This is a genomic window from Lysobacter enzymogenes, from assembly GCF_017355525.1.
GTDB classification, from domain to species: Bacteria; Pseudomonadota; Gammaproteobacteria; order Xanthomonadales; family Xanthomonadaceae; genus Lysobacter; species Lysobacter enzymogenes_C.
On sequence record NZ_CP067395.1, the window covers coordinates 981989 to 1002641 of the forward strand.

A 20653-nucleotide genomic window follows, 5' to 3' on the forward strand; every position below is an offset into this window, starting at 1 on the left:
GCATGGCGACCATTTACGACATCGCCAAACGCGCCGGCGTTTCGGCCGGCACCGTGTCGCGCGCGTTGTCGCGGCCGGAGAAGGTGTTGCCGGCCACGCGCCAGCGCATCGAGGAGGTCGCCGCCGCGCTGGGCTACGTGCCCAACACCGTGGCGCGCACGCTCAAGACCCAGCGCAGCGGCAAGATCCTGGTCACGGTGCCGGACATCGCCAATCCGTTCTTCGCGCAGATCCTGCAGGGCGCCGAAGAAGCCGCGCAGGCGGCCGACTACGCCGTGCTGCTCGGCGATACCCAGAACCGGCCGGATCGGGAAGAACGCTACGCGCAGATGCTTCCACGCAACGAGGCCGACGGCCTGATCGTGCTCGGGCACCGGCTGCCGCCGACCGCGCAGGAGATCGTCAAGCGGCTCGGCACTGCGGCGCCGGTGGTCAACGGTTGCGAGTTCGATCCGGCGCTCGGCATTCCCAGCGTGCACATCGACAACGCCGCGGCCTCGCGCACGGCGATGGAGCATCTGTACGGCCTGGGGCACGAACGGATCGCCGTGGTAGGCGGACCGGCCGATAACCCCTTGCATCGACAACGGCTCGAAGGCGTCGAAGCCGCCGCCAAGGCGCGAGGCCGCCGGCGCCTGCTGCAGATCGTTCCGGGCGATTTTTCGATCGAGTCCGGCTATGCCGCGGTGAAGGCTCTGCTGGGGAAGCCGTCCGCCCCGACCGCCGCGTTCTGCTTTAGCGACCAGATGGCGCTCGGGGTTCTGGCCGCGTGCCGGGATCTTGGAATCCGCGTGCCGCAAGACTTTTCGATCGTCGGTTTCGACGATCTGGCCTCGTCGCGCTATCTCACTCCGCCGCTGACGACGATCAGCCAGCCGATGCGCGAGATCGGCGTGCGCGCCGTCAACCTGCTGCTCGCGATCATCGAGGCGGAGCAAGTGCAGCATCAGCAGACGCTCGACTTCAGCTTCATGCTGCGTGGGTCGACCGCGACGGTCGCGTCGTAGCGCGTGTTGCGCGGGCCGTCCTGGTTCTACGGAGTTATCGGAGGCCGCCTTGCGCAATAACCTAGAAGGAGGGGAGGGCCGCGATCGAGACGCCCTGAAGCCGCGCGACGCAGGCGATCGAGCCGGGGCATGATGCGGGTCGGGCCGCCGCGCTGTGGCGGCCAGCGCACGCGGCAGTTCGTCCTCGGACATCGGCCGTTCGCCGACTCCGTCACTGAGGCCTATCGCTGCAACGAAGATTTATCGCCGTCGTAGTCCGCCGCCACCAGATCGAGCGTGGCGCTCATGCTCTGGGCCAGTGCTTGCTCCCGTACTTCCACGATGCGGATCGCTTGGCTGTTTCCTTCTCCAGGCCGAAGCATGTCGACGGTCAGGTACAGCCGGCCCTGAGTGGGAATCAGAAAGCCCAGCACGTGCAGCACGGTGTCGCCGAAATCGAGAAAGGTCCACAAGTCCGACACTTCGTCGCCGCCGGCGAACTCCTCGGCCTCATCGGCAAGCAAGCGGTGTATCGCTTCCGGCCCGCGTTCGCCGAAGATGTCCGGCCGCGGCCGAAAGCGGGTCTGCTCGCGAAAGCTACGCAAGGTGCGGTCCAGCCGGAACAGCAAGCTCGGCACGTAAGCGCTGTTGTCCCGCGCGGTCAGGTGCGCACCGGCTGCGTGGATGTCCACGCTCCGCATCGAGAAGCTCGCAGGGTCTTTGGGAGCGATCTCGAAGCGCAAGCTGCTCGTATCGCCGAAAACGGGATTGGGCATGATCCGATGATTCTAGATGTAGATGCAGCCGAGATCAGCTTCGATCTATGCCCAGCGGAGTGCTGTGCGCTGGCGCGTCATCAATCGCACCGCAGGTTGTCTTCCGCAGCAGCAGCCTGGGCATAAGCCGGAGGGGGTTTATGGAGCTACCCCCTCCCCATAATTTCGCATAATGTGTATTATGTTATAGCCATAAGGTAGCCCCCCAAGCAGGCCATTACAGGCTTTGAGCGCTCGACCGCTCTCTCAACCACCTTACGGAATCCTTCCCATGACTCCACCCCACATCGACCTGACCCATGAGTGGTCCGACTGGCGCCAGCGCGGCCGCTATCTGGTTTCGGACGACGGCCAGCGCATGCCCGTCGAACGGCTACGCGGTCTGCTTTGGCGCGATCACAACGAGCTCTACCTCAAGGGCCTGCGATCGCGTCGCCAGTTCGAGGAACGCCGCCGGGCCGCCTTGAAATCCGAGGGTCTCGACCGCCATCGACCGCTCAGATTTCAAGCTGGCGGCCGCTGCAACCGCCGCTCCTGCGCTGCAACGGCCGCACCGATGCAACCGTAAGGTTCCCGAAAGGTACGAACGGCGCGACCGGCGCAGGCTGCACTCAACCGCCGGCCAGGACGACACCGGCGAGCGGCCCGCCGGAATGCGGGCGAGCGTCGTCTGCTCATCGAGGATTTCATCATGGCTACCATCAACTTCGCCGGCTATGGCGTGTGGAACAACACCAACGACGTCACCAGCAAGGTCCGTCAGCAATACAACGCCGGGCAGCGCACTTTCATCGCCAACAACGGCGATTACGGCGATCCGTCGCCGGGCGACCGCAAGTACCTGTACATCATCTGGAACAGCTCCGACAGCGGCGTGGTCGGCGAAGACGACAGCCGCGGCATCACCGTGCCCTGAACCACGGAGATTGGCCGCTTTCGTTTTCGCATAACGTTACGCGACAGCAACGCACAGACGCCGGCTTACTCAGCCGGCGTCTTCGTGTGCAACGAAGGTAAATCTCCGTGCTGCGGTTGCATGTACGAAACATGCAGCGCGGCGCCGCCGCGACTCAAGCGTCCAACGTCGCGCCGCCGTCGACGCGCAGATCGTGCAGCGTGATGTGCCGCGCCCGCTCCGACAACAGGAAGCAGATCGTCTCCGCCACGTCTTCGGGATCGGCGATGCGGCCCAGCGGAATGCCGAGGCGGAAGCGCTCGCCGTCGCCGCGCAGGATCCGTTGCCGCGCCGCCTCGTCGTCGGCGAACGCGCGTTGCATCGCGGTGTCGGTGGATCCCGGCGACACGATATTGCAACGCACGCCGAACGGCGCCAGTTCCAGTGCCAGGCAGCGCAGGTACTGGGTCGCCGCGGCCTTCGACGCGGCGTACGCGGCCATACCGGTGCGCGGCGCCGAGGCGGCGTTGGAACCGACCGCGACGATGCTGCCGCGGCCGCGTTCGCGCATGCGCGCGGCGACCGTGCCGGCGACGGCGAACGCGCCGCGCGCATTGACCGCCATGCACGCGTCCCAGTCGTCGGGATCGGGTCCGACCGCTGCGCCGACGCGCAGGATGCCGGCGACGTGGGCCAGATGCGCAATCTCCCCGAGTTCGCGCTCGATCCGCTCCACCATCGCCGCGACCTGGGCGAGATCGGCGACGTCGCAGACGAATTCCGCGACCTGCGCGCCCTCCCCGCGCAAGCGCCGCGCGCATTCGCGCAACTGCGCTTCGTCGCGGTCGCACAGCGCCAGCCGCGCCCCCTGCTGCGCGAGCCGCGACGCGGTCGCCGCGCCGATCCCCTGCGCCGCGCCGGTCACCAGCGCCAGGCGCCCGTCGAACTCCCCCGCTCCGCCGCCCTGCCCGTTCATGCCTCGGCCCCCTGCTCCGCCTCGGCCTCGAACGCGTCCATGATCCGATGGCGCTCGTCGTGATAGCGCTCCTCGTCCCAGCGGTCCTTCCAGTACGGCACCGCGTACATCATCGAACGCGGCACGCCGCGCTCGCGCGCGAGCAGGTCGCGGATCGCGACCACTTGCGCGCTTTCGCCGGCCAAGGTCACCGACACCGCTTCGCCGCGCGGCCACGGCATCGCGCGCACCGCGTCGAGCAGGCGGCGGCTCGCGCCCGCGGGCTCGCCGTCGCGCGAAAACCAGCGCGCCTGCAAACCCGGATGCTGCGGCAACGGCTGGATTTCGCCGGCATCGGGCGCTTCCAGCAGCGCATCGATGCGCGCCTGCGCCGGCAGACGCGCGATCACCGCGCAAATCAGCGCATAGCTGCTGGGATCGCCGATCAGCAGATGGCGCGGCGCATCGGCGCGGAACAGTTCCGGCCCGCCGGGGCCGCCCACGCCGAGCGGATCGCCGACGCGCGCGTTCGCCGCCCAACGCGAGGCCGGACCGTCGTCGCCGTGCAGGACGATATCGATCTCCAGCTCGCCCGCATCCGCATCGAAGCGCGCCACCGTGTAGGTGCGGACGACCGGCCGCGCCGCGCCTTCGGGCCACACCGGGCCGTGCTCGCCGAACTGCGGCAGCGCCGGTGCGTCGCGCGAGTCGGGCGCGAACAGCAGTTTGATGTGTGCGCCTTCGCAACCGGCCGGGAATCCGGCCAGGTCCTCGCCGCGCAGCGCGATCCTGCGCATCTGCGGTGTGCGTTGATCGATCCGCGCGACCTGCAGCAGTCGCGCGCGCGGCCGCGCGCTCATGCCGCCTCGCGCGCGGGCGCGCCGGCCAGTGCGTCCAGGCGCTGCGACGGATCGGCCAGCGCCGCATCCATCAACGCCAGCAAGGCGCGATGGTGCGTCTGCAACGTCGCCGCGTCGTAAGCCTGCGGATTGGCTTCGATGTCGAAGCGCACGCTGTCGGCCAGCGGCGATACGGTCAGGTCGAGATCTTCGACCGAACCGACCGACACCGGATGCGCGCGGCTGCTCAGGCCGTCGAACACGAAGCCGCGGTCGAACGGCATCAGGTTCAGCACCGGGCCGTACAGCTGGGCGTAGCTGTCGCCCAGGCCGAGATCCTGACGCAGCCATTCGTAGTTGTAGCGCTGGTGCGGACGCAGTTCGCGCAGTTCCGCCGCGACCGCGCGCGCCAGTTCGGCGAAGCTCCACTGCGCCTGCAGGCGCAGCCGCAGCGGCACCACGTTCATGCCCATGCACGGCACGCTCAGCGCCGCCGAACCGAGCCGGTTCATCACCAGCAGACCGAGGCTGATTTCGTCCGCGCCGCTGCGTCCGCGCATCCACGCGAACACCGCCGCGATCAGCCACGCCGACCAGTCCACGCCGAGCGCGCGCGCCGCGTTGTGCCAACGAAGGTGCTCGCCCGCGGGCAGGCTCAGGTGCGAGGAGCGCGCGCTGTCGTCGGGCGCGCACTTCGGCCCCAAGGTCACCGGTTCGGGCGCGCCGGCGCAGCGTTGCAGCCAGAACTCGCGGCTGCGCGCGAACCCGTCGGAAGCGCGGTACTGCGCTTCCTCGGCGACCACCGGCGCCAGCGACCAGTCGCGCGCGGGCGCGGCGGCGCGGCCGCCGGTGGCGGCCGAGTACAGTTCGGCCACGCGATGGATCAGCAGCAGATAGGCGAAACCGTCCAGCGCGATGTGATGCGCGCGCAGGTACCAAAGATGGCGCTGCGCGCCCAGGCGAACCAGCGCGGTGGCGAACAACGGCCGCCGCGCCAGATCGGCCGGGCGCAGCAAGTCGTCGCGCATCCAGCGCCAGGCGCTGTCCCAGGGCGCGTCGCAACCGATGAAGTCCTCGCGGCCGATCACCACGCTGCGCGGCTCGCGCAGGCACTGCGCGACTTCGCCGTCGTGCGCCCGATAGCGCATGTGCAGCGCGTCGCAGGCCGTCAGCGCCTCGCGGATCGCCGCTTCCAGCGCCGCTTCGTCGAGCGGGCCGTTCAACTCCACCGCTTCGGCGGTCCACAACGACGGACTGTCCGGATCGATCTGCTGCGCCGCCCACATGCCCAGTTGCGGGCCGGTCAGCGGCAAGCCGGCGGCCATCACGCCGCCCGCCGCTGCTGGATCAGTTCCCACCACTGCGCGACGCTGCCGCGCTCGGCGAGTTCGACCAGACCGATCCGCTCGCCGCGCGCCGACCAGCGCTCCAGCAGCGTCATCAACCGGATCGAGTCGAGACCGGCTTCGAACGGATTGTCTTCGGCGCCGACTTCTTCGAGCGGCCGTTCCATGATCAACGCCAGCTCGGTGCGCAGCGCGGTCAGGCTGACCGGCAGCCCGGCACCGTCGGCCAGGGCCTGCGCGCAGTCGGCGCGGCCGATCACCACGCCGCAGCGGCGCGACACGTAGTCCAGCGCCATCTGGTGTTCGTCGGCGGAGAAGTCGGCGACCGCGTCGGCGACCAGGAACGGCTGGATGTCGTGCATGAACGCGTCGGCCGCGGTCATCATGCAGCCGATATGCGCGTAGATGCCGCAGACGATCAGCTGGTCGCGGCCCTGCGCGCGCATGCGCTCGCGCAGGTCGCTGGAGACGAAGGCGCTGTAGCGCCACTTGGTCAGCACGGTGTCGTGCGGGCGCGGCGCGATCGGCGCGGCCACCGGCGCCAGCTGCGGCTGCGCGGTGATGCCCGGGCCCCACCACGGCTGCAGCAGGCCGCGCTGCTGCGCGCTCTGCACCGGCGGCTGGGCGGTGTAGACCACCGGTACGCCGGCGTCGTCGCAAGCGTCGCGCAAGGCGCGCACGTTCTCCAGCAACTGCGGCACCGGCGCCTGGGCCTGGTCGTAGAACGCCAGGAAGTATTCCTGCAAGTCGTGGATCAGCAACACCGCGCGCGACGGTTCGGGGCGCCATTCCACCCGGTTCGGCGGCCAGCGGTGTTCGGCGGGCATGGGATAGGTCGCGATCTTGGGGATGGTCATGGCGTGGCCTGGGCGAAAGAAGTAGAGACAACAGAAGGAGCAGCCACGCCGCCGGCGGGCGCCGCGGACGGCGCGTCGAAGCGCGCGCGCAAGGCTTTCTTGTCGATCTTGCCGACCGCGGTGCGCGGCAACGCGGCGAGGAATTCGATCCGGTCGGGCACCTTGTACGCGGCGATGCCGCGTTCGCGCAGGAACTGGGCCAGCTCGCGCGGGCTCGCCTGCGCGGGCTCGCGCAACACCACGAACGCGCACGACTTCTCGCCGAGCCAGCGGTCGGGCATCGCCACCAGCGCGGCGTCGAACACCGCCGGATGCGCGAGCAGATAGCCTTCGACCTCCTCGGCCGCGATCTTCTCGCCGCCGCGGTTGACCAGATCCTTGGCCCGCCCCTCGACGATCAAATGCCCGCTCGGCAAGCGGCGCACGCGGTCGCCGGTGCGGTAGAAGCCGTCGCCGGTGAACGCGCGCGCGTTGTAGGATTCGGCGCGGTAGTAGCCGCGGATCGTGTACGGCCCGCGGGTCAGCAGATGCCCGACTGCGCCGGGCGCGACCTCGGCGTCCTCGTCGTCGACGATGCGGATCTCGTCGTCGGCGCTGATCGGCAGGCCTTGCGTGCCGAGCGTCAGTTCGTCGCTGTCGCCGGCGCGGGTGTAGTTGACCAGGCCTTCGGCCATGCCGAACACCTGCTGCAGACGGCAGCCGAACGCGTCCGGCACGCGCCGGGCGACGTCGCCGGCGAGGTGCGCGCCGCCGATCTGCACGCAGTCCAGGCTGCGCAGGTCGTAACGCGAACGCACCCGCGATTCCAGCCACGCCAGCGCCAGCGCCGGCACCAGCGCGGTCAGGGTGACGCGTTCGCGCTGGATCAGCGCGAAACAGGATTCGGGATCGCTCTGCCGCGCCAGCACCACGCAGCCGCCGGCAAGGAACACGCCGAGCGCGCCGGGCGAACTCATCGGGAAGTTGTGCGCGGCCGGCAACGCGCACAGATACACCGTGCCGCCGTCCAGGCCGCAGATGCGCGCGCTTTCGCGCACGCTGTAGAGATAATCGTCGTGGGTGCGCGGAATCAGCTTGGGCACGCCGGTGCTGCCGCCGGACAATTGCAGGAACGCGACTTCGCCCGCATCGGGGCCGTCGCCCTGCAAGGGTTCGTCGAGCAGGTCGTCGAAGCTGCGGAACTCCTCGGCTTCTCCGACCACGATCACGTCGCTCAGGCAGGCCTGTTCGGCGCGCACTTCGCGGATCATCGCGCGGTAGTCGAAGCCGCCCTCGCGGTCGGCGATCACGCAGGCGCGCGCCTGGGTGTGGCCGACGAAGTAGCCGATCTCGGCGCGGCGGTGCGCCGGCAGCGCGAACACCGGCAAGGCGCCGAGCAGGAACAACGCGTGGCAGGCGATGTAGTGCTCGCCGATGTTGGGCAGTTGCAGCAGCACCCGGTCGCGCGGGCCGATGCCGATGCGGCGCAGGCCTGCGGCAAAGCGGCGCGCGCGCCGGTCGAACTCGGCATAGCTCCAGCGCCGCTGCGCGCAGACGATGGCGATGCGCTCGGGATGCGCGTGCGCGCCGCGGGTGAGGCTGCTGTAAAGATTCTCGCCGTTCCAGTAGCCGCGCTCGCGGTAGCGCGCGGCGAACTCCGGCGGCCACGGCACGAAGCCGTCCAGCGGCGTCGCGCTCATGCCCTGCCCTCGCTTTCGGCCACGTGCGACAGCCCCATCGCGCCGAGCATGGTGCGCAGCTTGGCGGTGGTTTCGGCCAGTTCGGCTTCGGGCTGCGAACCGGCGACGATGCCGGCGCCGGCGAACACCGTCGCGCAGTCTTCCTCGACCAGGGCGCAGCGGATCGTCACCGCCCATTCGCCGTCGCCCTCGCTGTCGCACCAGCCGACCAGGCCGGTGAACAGGCCGCGGTCGTAGCCTTCCAGTTCGCGGATCGCCTGCCGCGCCGGTTCGGTCGGATAGCCGCAGACCGCGGGCGTAGGATGCAGCGCCAGCGCCAGCCGCAGCGAGCTGGTCGCCGGATCGCGCAACACCCCGTCCACGCGCGTGGACAGGTGCCACATCGTCGGCGTGGCCAGCAGCGACGGCGCCGCCGGCACGTGCAGTTCGCGGCAGAACGGGCGCAGCGCCGCGGCCACGTCGTCGATCACCAGCGCGTGTTCGTGCAGGTCCTTGGCCGAACGCAGCAGATCTTCGGCGCGACGGCGGTCTTCGGCCGGATCGGCGCTGCGCGGGATCGAGCCGGCCAAGGGGTTCGACACGATGCGTGCGCCGCGCTTGGACAGCAGCAGCTCGGGACTGGAACCGATCAGGCAGGCCGCGGACCCGCCGGCGCCGGCGAGGTCCATCGCGAAGGTGTAGGCCGAAGGCGCGCGCGCCAGCAATTGTCCGAGCAATTGCGGCACGTCGACCTTCGCGGCGATGCGCAGGCTGCGCGACATCACCACCTTGCGCAGGCCGCCGTCGTGGATGCGGTCGAGCGAACGCTCGACGTTGCGCTTGAACTGCGCCGGCGCCGGCACCGGCTCGACCTGCGGCGCGCTGCGCGCATCGCCGGGCAGCAGCTGCGCCGCGCCGCCGTGGCGCGCGCGTCCGGCCGCGAACGCGGCCTGCGCCGGCACCCACAGCCGCGCCGGCTGGCCGCCTTCGAACGGCACCGCGCCGAGCAAAGGCAGACGCCCGTTTTCGGCCGCGACCTGCGCCAGCAGGCGCTCGCTGGCGCCGGCCAGATCGTCGTCGCTGGCGCGCGCCAGGGCGTGCAGCACGCCGCGCGCATGCCATTGGGTCTGGACCGAGGAGAACAACGAATCGTGCGGCCGATAGCTCGACAGCAAGGCCGGCAATGCGGTTTCGACGGCCGCGGCATCCAACGAGGCGGCCGGCTCGAGCGGCGCGACGAGCGTCAGTTTCGCTTCGCCCATCATCGCCATGCTCCCGCAACGGCGTTGCGGCCGCCGGCCAGGGCATCGATTCGGAAAGAAGAAGACAACAGCGCGCGGACCGCGCGTGGCAGTGCGTTCAAGGGATCACCTGCAGGCTCTGAGGGTCGAGCTTGCGGGCGGGAACGCCGGCTGGCAGGAATGGACGAGCCGTGATTACGTCGTCCGTGGAGCGCCGATTATGCCACTTGCGAACGCATCGGCAAGCGCTTGCCGCGACGAGGCCGGATGAACGATGGCGCGCGTACGGTCGTGCGCGCGATTACGCCCGCAGCAGGATTCGCTTCAATCGTCGTTGCTGCGATCCGCATCACAAGCGCGCGTATCGGCTTGCGACGAGCGTCATGCGGTTACACACGATCAAGATCGTCGCACGACCGGTTCGGCACGGACGGACGCTGCACGACCGCACTGCCCGCGCGATGTTTCGGGTTCCCTTGACGCCATCGCAGCGCGACGACGGCATTCGATCCGCAGCGATCCGGAGCGCGTGCGCGGCAGCGCGCCGATCGCCGCGCTGAACGCCGCCGGCAACCTTCCTACACCGGAAGGTTGCACGGCCGTCGCAGATTGAGGGCACAATGGCGCCCGTTCCGGTGTCCGCCACCGCCTCGCCGCCGTTTTGCGCATGCCCTTTCTTTCGCTGCTGTTGCGTCTGTCGCTGATCGTCGCGTTGAGCCTCAACGGCTACGCGTCGGCGGCGATGATCGCCAGCGGCGGGCACGCGATGGGTCCGCGCGTGGCCGCGGCGACCGTGCCGGCGAAGGCCGAGATGGCCGACTGCCACGAAGGCATGGACATGGCCGCGATGGCGCAGGCCGACACCGCCGCCGCGCACCCGAGCGCGCCGGCTCAAGCCGGCAAACACCCCGCCGGGCATTCCGGCGACCCCGCCGCGCCGCACGACGGCGATTGCTGCGGCAAGTTCGCCTGCCAGTGCGATTGCCTGCAGGCGGCCAGCATCGCCCACGCGATCGTGCCGCTGCCGCCGGGCCTGGACTCGGTCGCGCCGGCCCTGCCCACGCCGCAGGCCCCGCCGAGCGGCGTGCTGAGCCTGCCGATCCGCCCACCCATCGCCTGAACGCGCGCCCGGCCGGCGGATGCCCGGCCCACGGCCCGTCCGCGCGCGTGCAACGCGCGCGGCATCGCGGCCGTCCGCCCGCAGCGACGCGGCGGCGCCCCTGGCGCTTGCCCCGCGCGCGTCCCACCGCGAGACTGATCGCGGATCTTCCCAACGGAAGGCTTCCATGAAATTGCCCGTATTCCCGTTCGGCGCCCCCGCAGTCGCGGCGTCGGCGCTCGACAGTCCCGGCCGCCGCCGTTTCGTCGCCGGCCTCGCCGCCGGCGGCGCCATCGCCGGCAGCGGCCTGTGGCGCGGCGCGTCCGCCGCGCCGATGGCGCATACCCCGCGCGTGCTCAGCGGCACCGAATTCGATCTCGACATCGGCGCCACCCAGGTCAACTTCACCGGCCGCGTGCGTCCGGCCGTCACCGTCAACGGCAGCCTGCCCGCGCCGATCCTGCGCTGGCGCGAAGGCGACACCGTGACCCTGCGCGTGGCCAACCGCGTGCGCGAAGGCATGACCTCGATCCATTGGCACGGCCTGATCCTGCCGGCCAACATGGACGGCGTGCCCGGCCTGAGCTTCGACGGCATCCGCCCCGGCGAAAGCTACGTCTACCGCTTCCGCGTCGGCCAGTCCGGCACCTACTGGTACCACAGCCATTCGCTGTTCCAGGAACAGGCCGGCCTGTACGGCGCGATCGTGATCGATCCGCGCGAACCGCATCCCTACCGCTACGACCGCGAGCACGTGCTGCTGCTGTCGGACTGGACCGACCTGGAACCGGCCGCGCTGTTCCACCGGCTCAAGCAGATGTCCAGCTACGACAACTACTACAAGCGCACCGTCGGCGACGCGCTGCGCGACGTGCGTGACAAGGGCCTGGCCGCGACCCTGCGCGACCGCGGCGAATGGGGCCGCATGCGCATGACCCCGACCGACCTGTCCGACGTCAACGGCCATACGTACACCTATCTGCTCAACGGCGCGACGCCCGCCGGCAACTGGACCGGCCTGTTCAAGCCCGGCGAGAAGGTGCTGCTGCGCTTCGTCAACGGCTCGGCGATGACCTACTTCGACGTGCGCATCCCCGGCCTGAAGATGACCGTGGTCGCCGCCGACGGCCAACCAGTGCATCCGGTCAGCGTCGACGAGTTCCGCATCGCGGTCGCCGAAACCTACGACGTGCTGGTCGAACCTTCGGGCCAGGACGCCTACACCATCTTCTGCCAGGACAACGCCCGCACCGGCTATGTGCGCGGCACCCTGGCCGTGCGCGAAGGCCTGGAAGCGGAGGTGCCGCGCACCGATCCGCGACCGCTGCTGACGATGGACGACATGGGCCACGGCGGCATGGGCGGCCACGGCGGGCACGACATGTCGAACATGAAAGGCATGGAAGGCGGCTGCGGCGGCAACATGTCCGGCGGCGGCATGAGCGGCGGCAAGTCCAAGGGCATGGAAGGCGGTTGCGGCGCGAGCATGCACGGCGCAGGCGCGAAGGCCGGGAGCATGGCCGGCATGGATCAAGGCGCGATGAACTCCGCGCCCGGCGGCGACCCGCGCCTGATCGACATGCGCGCGATGAGCGTGTCGCCCAAGCTCGACGACCCCGGCATCGGCCTGCGCGGCAACGGCCGCAAGGTGCTGACTTACTCCGACTTGCACAGCGTATTCGCCGATCCCGACGGCCGCGAGCCCGGGCGCGAGATCGAGCTGCACCTCACCGGCCACATGGAGAAGTTCGCCTGGTCGTTCGACGGGCAGAAGTTCATGGGCGCCGAACCCATCCGGCTGACCTACGGCGAGCGTCTGCGCATCGTCCTGGTCAACGACACCATGATGACCCACCCGATCCACCTGCACGGGCTGTGGAGCGACCTGGAGAACGATAAGCAGGAGTTCCAGGTGCGCAAGCACACCATCGACATGCCGCCGGGAACCCGCCGCAGCTACCGCGTGCGCGCCGACGCGCTCGGCCGCTGGGCCTTCCACTGCCATCTGCTGTACCACATGGAAGCGGGAATGATGCGCGAAGTGAGGGTCGAAGAATGAAGACCTTCGCTACCCTGCCCCGCTCCGCGCTGGCCTTGGCGCTGTCGCTGCCGTTCGCGGGCATCGCCGTCGCCCAGCAGCACAATCATGGCGCGCCTGCGGCCGCGATGGATCATTCGGCCATGGACCATTCGCAGATGGGCCATGCGCAGAAACAGCCCGCCACGAAGAAAGCCGGCGCGCGGCCCAAGCAAGCCGCGGCGGACAGCGCGCCGCTCGATCATGCGCAGATGGACCATTCCAAGATGGGCCACTCGGCCGACGGCGATTCCGCGAAGCCGAACGACGCGGACGCGGCGAGCGGCGAGCCCGCTGCGATGGACCATTCGCAGATGGACGACTCCAAGATGGACCATTCGAAAATGGACCACGCCGCGATGGGCCACGCGCCGCCGCGCGCCGACGCGACCGCGCAACCGCGCGAGCCGATCCCCGCGGTCACCGACGCCGACCGCATCGCCGCGTTCCCGCCGATCAGCCTGCACATGCAGCACGCGCCCGAGTTCAACCACATGATCGTCGTCAACCGGCTGGAAGCGGTCGACGCCGATCGCGGCAGCGCCCAGGCCTGGGAAGGCCAGGCCTGGTTCGGCAGCGACACCGATCGCCTGTGGCTGCGCAGCGAAGGCGAGCGCGAGCGAGGCCGCACCGAATCGGCCAACCTGGAAGCGCTGTACGGCCGCGCGATCTCGCCGTGGTGGGACGTGGTCGCCGGCGTGCGCCACGACTTCCGTCCGCAGCGCGGGCAAAGCTGGGCCGCGTTCGGCGTGCAGGGCCTGTCGCCGTACAAGTTCGAGGTCTCCGCCACCGCCTACCTCGGCGAGCGCGGGCAGACGGCGTTGAACCTGGAAGCCGAGTACGAATTGCTGCTGACCAACCGCCTGATCCTGCAGCCGCTGGTCGAGGTCGAGTTCTACGGCAAGGACGATCCGCGCCGCGAGACCGGCGCGGGACTGAGCACGGCCGAGGCCGGCCTGCGCCTGCGTTACGAGATCAGCCGCAAGTTCGCGCCGTACGTCGGCGTGAGCTGGGAGCGCGCGTTCGGCGACACCGCCGATTACCGCCGCGCGCACGGCGAGCGGGTCGAGGACACGCGCCTGGTCGCCGGCGTGCGGCTGTGGTTTTGAAGGAGCGCGCGCATGAACGCACTGCTTCGAACCGGCCTGCGGCTCGGCGGCGCGGCCGTGGCCGCGGGCGCCGCCGGCGCGGCGCTGTTGTGGTCGGGCGTCTATGACGTCGGCGCCGACGCGGCGCATACGCGGCCGGTGTACGCGTTGCTCGAGTACGCGCGCGAGCGCTCGGTGGCGGTGCGCGCCGGCGCGCTGACGGTGCCGGCCGGCCTCGACGACGCCGAACGCGTGCGCCGCGGCGCCGGCAACTACGCGGCGATGTGCGCGGGCTGCCATCTGACGCCGGAGGCCGGCCCGAGCGAGTTGTCGCGCGGGCTGTATCCGGCGCCGCCGAACCTGTCGCAGCGCGAGGTCGATGCCGCGTCCGCGTTCTGGACGATCAAGCACGGCATCAAGGCCTCGGGCATGCCGGCCTGGGGCGGCAGCATGGACGACGCCCACGTGTGGGATCTGGTCGCGTTCCTCGGCCGCCTGCCTTCGCTGGACGCGCAGGGGTATCGCGAACTGGTCACGCGCAGCGACGGACATTCGCACGGCGGCGGCGAGAGCATGCCGGGGCATGACCACGAAGGCGGCCATCCGCATGCTGCGGGCGCGGCGCACGCGCACGACGCGGCGGGGCCCGCAGTTGCGAAGCCGCAAGACGCGGTCGGCGCTCAGGCGGATCGGCATGACGATGCGGATGCGGCGAGCGCGCATGGGCAACGGCATGAGCGCGAGACGATATCGGCTCCGGCGAAGACCCGCGACCCGCCGCGGCCGGACGCCTCCGCTCCGCCGACGCACGAGCACGCCGACGGGCATTCGCACCAGCACTGAACGGCGAGGACCGGCTCCGTCGACAACGGAGCCGGTCCGGGCGAGGCCTTGCGTGCGCAGGCGAACGGCGTCGGGCCAGCAGCCCTGGCCGCAACCGGTCCTGTCGCAGCTTGCGCCTGGGTCTTCAGGCCCGCAGCCCGTGGGCCGGCCCCACCACGACTCCGCCGGGCCCGGATAAACCGAGCACTTCGTCGCACTCCGGCGCGGCTTGGGCCCTCACGGCCTGGAGGCTATGATGCCGTTCAAGCCATCCGTGCGGCCAAGGAGCCTGCCATGTCGATCAACTCCAAGGCCCGCCGCGACGCCAAAAAACGCAAACTCGAGCGCGCCCGCAACGCCGCACCGGCCGCGCCCAACATCGAACCGCACGCCGAACTGCGCGACGCCGAAGGCCGCCTGCTCGGCGGCATCGTCCGCCGCGACGGCGAATGGACCCTGGGCCTGGGCGGCCGCATCGTCGGCGGCTCCGAAAGCGCGGCGCGGGTGCTGGCCCTGCTCGAACGCGCCGCCGCCCTGCACCGCCGCGACGGCGCCCAGGTCAGCCTCGGCTGCTCCAGCGCCCTGCGCACCGCCGCCGACCGCGAACTCGCCGAGCGCGGCGTCAGCTTCGACCAGTTCCGCGAAGAACTTGAGAAAGAACTGGCGATCGACCCTCCGCCGTCGCTGAACCTCGTCGCCGACGGCAGCAGCGCGCGGCACTGACGCCCGGCCTTTCGGTCGCCGCGCAGGTCGCGTCCCCTCGCCGCAACCGCGCCGCCGCAACAACCCACTCCCTGTAGGAGCGACGCAAGTCGCGACCACGCCAACCCAACCGCGACGAAACCCGCGCCGCACGCGCACTGTCGCAGTCTCGGCTCGCGCCGCTCCGCCGCAACAACCCACTCCCTGTAGGAGCGACGCAAGTCGCGACCGCGCCAACCCAACTGCGACGAAACCCGCGCCGCACGCGCACTATCGCAGTCGCGGCTCACGCCGCTCCCACAGCCGCTTGGCGCAACAACGCACTTAGAAGCCCTAACCCCGCTCCGCCAGCGCCTGCCAACGCCGCCGCAACGCATCCAGCTCGTCCAGCAACGCGCGCACCGCCGCAGCCGATTCGCGCATGGGACCCTGCGCCAGCCGCGCTTCCAGCGCCTGCGCGCGCTGCGCGACCGGCGCGTCGAACAAGGCGATCGCGCCGGCGCAACGGTGCAGCGCGCGCGCCAGCGCGGCGCCGTCCTGGGCCAGCAGCGCCGCGGCGATGTCGGCGCGTTCGCGCGGCAGTTCGCGCAGCAGCACCGGCAACGCGGAACGCAGCAGCGGCGCGACGTTCGAGCCGCTGCCGCCGCGCGCCGCCGCGCCGGGCAGCCAGCGCTGCACGATCCGCTCGAGCTCGGCGAGCTGCATCGGCTTGATCAGCCAATCGTCCATGCCGGCGACCCGGCAGCGTTCGATCTGCTCGGGCAAGGCGCTGGCGGTGATCGCCACGATCGGCAGCCGCGCCCGGCCGCCACGCGCTTCGCGCTCGCGGATCGCGCGCGCCAGCGCGTAACCGTCGAGCTCCGGCATGCGGCAATCGCTGAGCAACAAGCGGTAATCGCCCGCGTCCAGCGCCGCCAGGGCTTCGCGCCCGTTGGCGCAAATGCGGCTGGCGAGGCCCAGCTCCAGCAACTGGCGGCGGATCAGCTCCTGGTTGACCGGGCTGTCCTCGGCGACCAGGATCCTCGCGCCGCCCGCCACCGAAGCGGCCGCCGCCCGCCGCGGCGCGCGCGCGCGCGCCGCAGCCGGATCGCACGCCCAGTCGCAGGCGCGCTGCACATGCAGGAACAGCAGCGGATCGGCTTGCAACAGATAACTGTCCGACCCGCCGACGCCGGCGCGGGCGACCCGGATCAAATCGGCGCCGCCCGGCTGCGTGCCGACAAGACCCGCATCGCCCGAACCCGCGCCTGCGTCCTCGAAACTCAGCTCGACGCAATCCTCGTCCGCCCGCTGCGGCGCCGGCGCCAGCGCCGCCAGCCAGTGCCGCAGCGCGTCGGCGCGCCGCGCGTCGCTGAGCCTCACCGCGACGCGCAGCGGCGCCGGCGATGTGTGCGGCGCCGCGCCCGACACCGCGGCGCGCAGCGGCAGCGCCAGGGTCGCGCGCGTGCCCTCGCCTTCGCGGCTGTCCAGGCGGATCTGCCCGCCCATCAGCTCGACCAGCTGACGGCAGATCCACAGCCCGAGCCCGGTGCCGCCGAAACGCTGCGAGGTGCTGTCCTCGCCCTGGCGGAAGGGTTCGAACGCGCGCCGCAACTGGCTCGGGTCCATGCCGATGCCGGTGTCGCCGACTTCGATCTCCAGGCGCTGGCCGCGCACGCGCAGGTCCACCCACACCCGCCCGCGCTCGGTGAACTTGACCGCGTTGCCGAGCAGGTTCAACAGCACCTGGCGCAGCCGCAGCGGATCGCCGAGCACCGCTTCGGGCACCGCCGCGTCGACCCGCAAGTCCAGGCGCAGGCCCTTGTTGCGGCAGCCCGCGGCCGCGTGCATCGCCACCGCGTCGGCCAGCGCGCGCGGCCGCAGCGGCGCCAGTTCGACCCGCAGTTGGCCTTCTTCGATCCGCGTCGCATCCAGGATGTCGTCGAGCAAGCGTTGCAAGGCCTGCGCCGAATCGCGCATGTGGTCGAGCAAGGCCTCCTGGTCCGGGTCCAGCGGCGAGCGCTCCAGCAGTTCCAGCATGCCGACCATGCCGCCCATCGGCGTGCGGATCTCGTGGCTCATCGCCGCCAGGAACCGCGACTTGGCCCGGGTCGCGGCTTCGGCCTGCTCTTTGGCCCGGGCCAGCGCCCGCGCCTGCAGGTGGACATCGGTGACGTCGACGAAGTAGCCGGTGTAGCCGGCCTCGGCGCGTTCCTCGCCGGGCTGCTGCGGCCGCGGCAGCGCGCTGACCCGGACCCAGCGCCACTCGCCGGCGTTGCCGCACACGCGGAAGTCGGCGTGCACGCCGCTCATGGTCCGCGCCGCGGCCGAGATCGCCTTGCGCAGCCCGGCCCGGTCGTCGACGTGGACGCGCGCGAACAGCACCCGCGAATCGGCGACCACGCGATCGCCGTCGACGCCGAACAGCAGATCCGCGCGCCCGGTCAGATACGGAAAGCGGATCTGGCCGTTGGCCGCGCGCCGCGCCTTGAACACCACGCCGGGCAGATTGCGCGCGACCTCGCGCAGCTTGCGGTCGACCGCCTCGCGGCGGCGCGATTCGCGGCGCAGGCGCACATAGAACGCGGCGATCACGGCGATCGCCAGCAGCGCCACCGCCACGATCGCCAGCACCCGGTCCCACGGCAGGCCGTAGCTGTAGCGCGTGGCCACCCAGTGGTCGTGGATGCGCTGGCGCTCGGCCTCCGACAGCGCGTCGAGTTGCTGGTCGATCATGTCGATCAGCGGCGCGAGGCGACGGTCGGCGGCGAACGCCAATTCCAGTTCCAGTCCGGTCGGCGCCAGCTGCAGTTCGCCGGGCCGGTACCGGGTTTGCAGCAGGCGGTCGATCCCGGCCAGATCGCCGATGTGCGCGTCGACCCGTCCCGCGCCCAGCAGCTTCAGCCCTTCTTCGTTGCCGGCGACGCAGATCAGCCGCGCATCGGGGGCGGCGCGAAGCACGGCCGGCCCGCTCGACTTCAGCGAACCGACCGAAACCAGCTTGCCGGACAGCGATTCCAGACCGACCGCCAGCGGCGCCCCGGCCCGGGTCGCGATCACCAGCGGGGTGCGCTCGAACGGCTGGCTGTAGACCCAGTGCGCGCCGGCCAGGCCGCCGACCGGCACCACGCCGAGTTCGGCGCGATGCCCGGCCATCGCCGCGATCGCGCCGCGCTGGCCCGGGTCGAGCGCGTAATCGAAACTCAGGCCGAGACGGTCCTCGACCAGGCGCGCATAGTCCACGGCGATGCCGGCCGGCTCGCCGTCGCTGTCGCGCATCGACATCGGCGCGGCCCCGTCCGCCAGCGCCAGGCGCAGGCGCGGCAGCCGCGCCAGCCAGTCGCGCTGGACCGCGGTCAGTTCGGTGCGCTCGGCATGGGTTTTCAGATCCTCGCGCAGCCACTTGCTGCGCAGGCGCTGCACCCGCTGCGGATCGCGCTTGATCTGATCGTCCAGCCACTCCAGCAGGGCCATCCGGCCGCGCGGCGCCGCGTACAGCACGCCCAGATCGTTGCGCTGCATCGGCGGCGGCAGTTGCGAGGTCGGCAACAGTTCCAGGTTGGGATAGTCGCCGTCGTGCAGATACCAGTCCAGCACGTACGGCGCGTCGAAGAAGATGTCGGCGCGGCCTTCGGCGACCGCGCGCACCGCCGCGCGCGCGTCGGCCACCGGCACCACCTGCGTCGGCAGGAAACGGGCGCGGTCGCGGGTGTGTTCGAGCAGCGCGGCGGGAATCGCCATGCGCATGCGCCTGAGCGCGTCCTCGCTGAGCAGGCGCGCGTCGTCCTTGCGCTTGAGCGCGTACAGCGACAGGTTCTCGATCGGGTCGCTGTAGGCCATGCAGCGGCTGCGTTGCGCGGTCACCCGCAGGTTCATCGCCAGATCGATGCGCCCTTCGCACAGCGCCCGCACCATCGCTTCGCTGTCGTCGACGGCGACGTAGCGCGCGCTCAGGCCGCGCGTGCGCAGGATCTGCTCCAGCAGTTCGATGCTGAAACCGCGCGCGCGGCCGTTGCGGTAATCCTGGAACGGCAGGTTGCCCCAGGTCGCCACGCCGACGCGTATCGGCGCGGGCCTGCGTTCGTCGAGGGTGCCGACGGCGGGAGCGGCGACGATGTCGGCCGCCTCCGGCGCGCGCGGGTCGGCCGCCGGCGCAGCGGCCTGGGCCGGCGGCGCCGACGCGGGCGCCGGCTCGGCCTGGGCGCCGGAGCCGGCGTCCGCCACGGGCTGCGGATCCGCGGCGCGCGCCTGCGGCCCGCCCGGCGCGATCATCAGCGCGATCGCCAGCGCGGCCAGCCACGCCAGCGCCGCGCAGCGGCGGCGGCCGCCACGGGCGTCCGGCGCGTTCAGGGCAGCAGCCCCCCGGTGCGCGCGTATTCGTAGATTTCGCGATCGCTTTTCAGACCCAGCTTGCTCATCGCATCGGTCTTCTGCCGGCTGATGGTCTGCTTGCTACGATGCAGGTGCGCGGCGATCTGCGACACGCTATGGCCCGTCGCGAACAGCCGCAGCACCTCGCTCTCGCGCGGCGACAGCGCGGCGCTGCCTCGGGCCGCGCCGGCGACGGGTTCGAGCAGGCCGCGCAGGCCCTGGCCGAGATAGCGGCCGCCCTGGGCCACGGTGCGCACCGCCTCGCCCAGTTCGGCGGCCGCGCCGGCCTTGTCGAGCAGGCCGGCGACGCCGGCCTCGGCGATCGAACGCAGCACCTGCGCATTGCCGATCATGGTCAGCACGATCACCGCCAACTGCGGATGGCGGCGGCGGATCTGCCCGAGCAGGGTCAGGCCGTCGCCGGCGCGGCTGCCGGGCATGGAGAAATCGGTGATCAGCAGATCCAGCGGCGTCGCCGCGAGCATGCCCAACAGTTCGTCGGCGCCGGCGGCTTCGGCGTCGACGGTCCAGACTTCGCCGTCGGCGGCCGCCGATTCCAGCAACGCGCGCACCCCGGCGCGCACCACCGGATGATCGTCGGACAAGCCGATGCGCAGACGCACGGGCAACGGTGCGGCCGATGGCTGCTCGGAAACTTCGTTCACGCGGTGTGTCCCTCCTGACACTCCCCTTCGTCGCGAACGGGAGAAGGCGGACAAAACGTGTGGGATTTCGTAGTCGCGAGCGTCGCCGTGGCGGCCGCGGACGAAACGAAGCAGCGCTGCGGAACGCGCGCGGCACGGCGATGGACGGCGTCGCGAGCGGCGCGGCAGGCCGTCGCGTCGCCGCCCTCCACCATCGGCCTGTACGGAGTGTGCGTTCTTACCCTGCGAACGCCGCGCGCGGCGCGATATCGTCGCCGCGTTGTTGCCGGTCGGGACCGCATGAGCCGGCCTTCAGCG

General features: G+C 71.0%; 17 protein-coding genes. 8 read left to right on the top strand and 9 right to left on the bottom strand.

Annotation, left to right across the window (positions count from 1 at the left end):
* Positions 1 to 2: 2 nt before the first annotated feature.
* A complete protein-coding gene (locus JHW38_RS03955; protein WP_207524727.1) occupies positions 3 to 1007 on the top strand; it encodes a LacI family DNA-binding transcriptional regulator in 1005 nt (334 codons plus the stop codon).
* 221 nt (positions 1008 to 1228) lie between these two features.
* Here JHW38_RS03955 and JHW38_RS03960 read toward each other — a convergent pair whose 3' ends face one another.
* Entirely contained in the window at positions 1229 to 1762 is a 534-nt protein-coding gene (locus JHW38_RS03960) for a hypothetical protein (RefSeq protein WP_207524728.1), read from the bottom strand.
* A 271-nt stretch (positions 1763 to 2033) separates the two neighbouring features.
* Here JHW38_RS03960 and JHW38_RS03965 point away from each other — a divergent pair, with 271 nt between their 5' ends.
* Both JHW38_RS03965 and JHW38_RS03970 read left to right on the top strand, forming a co-directional pair.
* The gene (locus tag JHW38_RS03965) at positions 2034 to 2330 is read left to right on the top strand and encodes a hypothetical protein (protein ID WP_207524729.1); all 297 of its coding nucleotides are present in this window, start codon (positions 2034 to 2036) and stop codon (positions 2328 to 2330) included.
* A gap of 123 nt (positions 2331 to 2453) precedes the next feature.
* Positions 2454 to 2678 (top strand): hypothetical protein, encoded by a 225-nt coding sequence (locus JHW38_RS03970; protein ID WP_207524730.1) that lies wholly within the window; start codon positions 2454 to 2456, stop codon positions 2676 to 2678.
* 154 nt (positions 2679 to 2832) lie between these two features.
* Here the strand turns inward: JHW38_RS03970 and JHW38_RS03975 are convergent, their stop codons facing one another.
* From JHW38_RS03975 to JHW38_RS04000, 6 genes are read right to left on the bottom strand one after another with little or no spacing between them, the layout of a single operon-like run.
* Complete coding sequence (locus tag JHW38_RS03975) at positions 2833 to 3633, bottom strand: 2,3-dihydro-2,3-dihydroxybenzoate dehydrogenase (RefSeq protein WP_207524731.1); 801 nt, start codon at positions 3631 to 3633, stop codon at positions 2833 to 2835.
* The gene (locus JHW38_RS03980; RefSeq protein ID WP_278249804.1) at positions 3630 to 4472 is read right to left on the bottom strand and encodes a siderophore-interacting protein; all 843 of its coding nucleotides are present in this window, start codon (positions 4470 to 4472) and stop codon (positions 3630 to 3632) included. Before JHW38_RS03980 ends, JHW38_RS03975 begins: the two co-directional genes overlap by 4 nt.
* On the bottom strand, positions 4469 to 5776 hold the full coding sequence (locus JHW38_RS03985) for a condensation domain-containing protein (protein WP_207524733.1): 1308 nt from the start codon (positions 5774 to 5776) through the stop codon (positions 4469 to 4471). Before JHW38_RS03985 ends, JHW38_RS03980 begins: the two co-directional genes overlap by 4 nt.
* Complete coding sequence (locus JHW38_RS03990; protein WP_207524734.1) at positions 5776 to 6654, bottom strand: isochorismatase family protein; 879 nt, start codon at positions 6652 to 6654, stop codon at positions 5776 to 5778. The genes JHW38_RS03985 and JHW38_RS03990 overlap by 1 nt, the downstream gene beginning before the upstream one ends.
* A complete protein-coding gene (locus JHW38_RS03995) occupies positions 6651 to 8333 on the bottom strand; it encodes a (2,3-dihydroxybenzoyl)adenylate synthase (RefSeq protein ID WP_207524735.1) in 1683 nt (560 codons plus the stop codon). Before JHW38_RS03995 ends, JHW38_RS03990 begins: the two co-directional genes overlap by 4 nt.
* Positions 8330 to 9577 carry an isochorismate synthase gene (locus JHW38_RS04000; RefSeq protein ID WP_207524736.1) on the bottom strand — a complete coding sequence of 416 codons (1248 nt, stop codon included), beginning with the start codon at positions 9575 to 9577 and terminating at the stop codon, positions 8330 to 8332. The genes JHW38_RS03995 and JHW38_RS04000 overlap by 4 nt, the downstream gene beginning before the upstream one ends.
* Before the next feature lie 643 nt (positions 9578 to 10220).
* On the opposite strand from JHW38_RS04000, the gene JHW38_RS04005 reads away from it, so the two are divergent.
* The 5 genes from JHW38_RS04005 (at position 10221) to JHW38_RS04025 (ending at position 15362) form a co-directional block, all read left to right on the top strand.
* A complete protein-coding gene (locus tag JHW38_RS04005; protein WP_207524737.1) occupies positions 10221 to 10673 on the top strand; it encodes a CopL family metal-binding regulatory protein in 453 nt (150 codons plus the stop codon).
* A gap of 166 nt (positions 10674 to 10839) precedes the next feature.
* Complete coding sequence (locus JHW38_RS04010) at positions 10840 to 12711, top strand: copper resistance system multicopper oxidase (RefSeq protein ID WP_207524738.1); 1872 nt, start codon at positions 10840 to 10842, stop codon at positions 12709 to 12711.
* Positions 12708 to 13838, top strand: a complete 1131-nt coding sequence (locus JHW38_RS04015) for a copper resistance protein B (RefSeq protein WP_207524739.1) — start codon at positions 12708 to 12710, stop codon at positions 13836 to 13838. The genes JHW38_RS04010 and JHW38_RS04015 overlap by 4 nt, the downstream gene beginning before the upstream one ends.
* 12 nt (positions 13839 to 13850) lie before the next feature.
* Positions 13851 to 14660, top strand: a complete 810-nt coding sequence (locus JHW38_RS04020; RefSeq protein WP_207524740.1) for a c-type cytochrome — start codon at positions 13851 to 13853, stop codon at positions 14658 to 14660.
* A gap of 273 nt (positions 14661 to 14933) precedes the next feature.
* Complete coding sequence (locus tag JHW38_RS04025; RefSeq protein ID WP_207524741.1) at positions 14934 to 15362, top strand: hypothetical protein; 429 nt, start codon at positions 14934 to 14936, stop codon at positions 15360 to 15362.
* A gap of 312 nt (positions 15363 to 15674) precedes the next feature.
* On the opposite strand, the gene JHW38_RS04030 is transcribed toward JHW38_RS04025, so the two are convergent.
* Complete coding sequence (locus tag JHW38_RS04030) at positions 15675 to 19592, bottom strand: ATP-binding protein (RefSeq protein ID WP_207524742.1); 3918 nt, start codon at positions 19590 to 19592, stop codon at positions 15675 to 15677.
* A gap of 74 nt (positions 19593 to 19666) precedes the next feature.
* Entirely contained in the window at positions 19667 to 20356 is a 690-nt protein-coding gene (locus tag JHW38_RS04035) for a response regulator (RefSeq protein ID WP_242691189.1), read from the bottom strand.
* Between the last annotated feature and the right edge of the window lie 297 nt (positions 20357 to 20653).